The organism is Vibrio sp. 10N.222.52.B7 (assembly GCF_041474275.1).
GTDB classification, from domain to species: Bacteria; Pseudomonadota; Gammaproteobacteria; order Enterobacterales; family Vibrionaceae; genus Vibrio; species Vibrio crassostreae_C.
The window spans coordinates 962-2050 of record NZ_JBFRTU010000117.1 but is presented as its reverse complement, the minus strand read 5'-3'; the positions used below and the strand labels follow the sequence as shown (position 1 = coordinate 2050).

1 protein-coding gene is annotated in these 1089 nt (G+C 45.9%); it reads left to right on the top strand.

From position 1 onward, the window contains the following. On the top strand, positions 1–908 hold a 908-nt coding region (locus tag AB4512_RS20955; protein WP_372175556.1), incomplete at its 5' end, for a BCCT family transporter. Positions 909–1089 lie beyond the last annotated feature (181 nt).

Here is a 1089-nt window from a genome sequence, read left to right as displayed (position 1 = left end):
GGGCATGGTGGCTAGTTTTCGCACCGAGTATGGGCCTATTTGTTGCACGAATCTCTCGTGGCAGAACCATTAAACAAATGGTGTCAGGCTCAATCTTCTTTGGTTCATTAGGCTGTTTCTTATTCTTCATGATCTTAGGTAACTACGGCCTATCACTGCAGCTTTCTGGTGAGCTAGATGTCGTTGCCATTTTGAATGCGGAAGGCGCAACCAAAGCTATCTTCTCGATGCTTGCACAATTGCCAATGAGCACGTTAGTGATCGCCGTATTTACACTGTTGTGTATTATTTTTACTGCGACAACCTTTGACTCTATATCTTACATTCTGGCTTCTGTGGTTCAGAACAACGTGACCGAAGAGCCAATGCGCTGGAACCGTATGTTCTGGGCATTTACTCTGTCGTTCTTACCAACGATTCTAATGTTCTTAGGCGGTCTAAGTACGCTACAAACGGCGGCGATTGTTGGTGGCTTACCACTGCTTGCTATCTCTGTGATGCTGATGATTTCAGCGGTTCGTGCGACTAACCTCGACCTACGCCATCAAGATGCGTATATCGAGCCAACGATCAACATCGAAGAACTGCCAGACATGGACCCTTGGTCTGCTGAAGGTATGGCGTTGGCTCAGTTTGAGAAAGAAAGAGATGCAGCACAAGAAGCCGCAGAACTTGAGCGTGTTGCTTACACAGAACTTGCCGCAGTGAAGAAAGAAATTCGCGCTTATGTGTTAGAACAAGGTTCACAAATGGAAACTCACGAGTTACCAGAGAACCTACAACAAGCACTTGAGCAGGCCGAGAGTAATCTTAGTGCCGCACAAGCGAAAAAGATCGAGTTATCTGAGCAAGCTCAGAATGCTCGTATCACGTTCAATCAGGTGGTTGCAGACTTACCGCTTGCTTGACATTAGCCATGACACAGTCCATTGATTTGGACCCTCCTAAATACGACAAAGGCTCACAGAAATGTGAGCCTTTTTTTTATTCGGGTGATTGACTAGTCTTCGTTAACTAGCGGTTCGGGTGGTTCAAGATGTGATCTTCCCAATCGACAACATCGATTTCGTATACCACTTTGTTACGAAC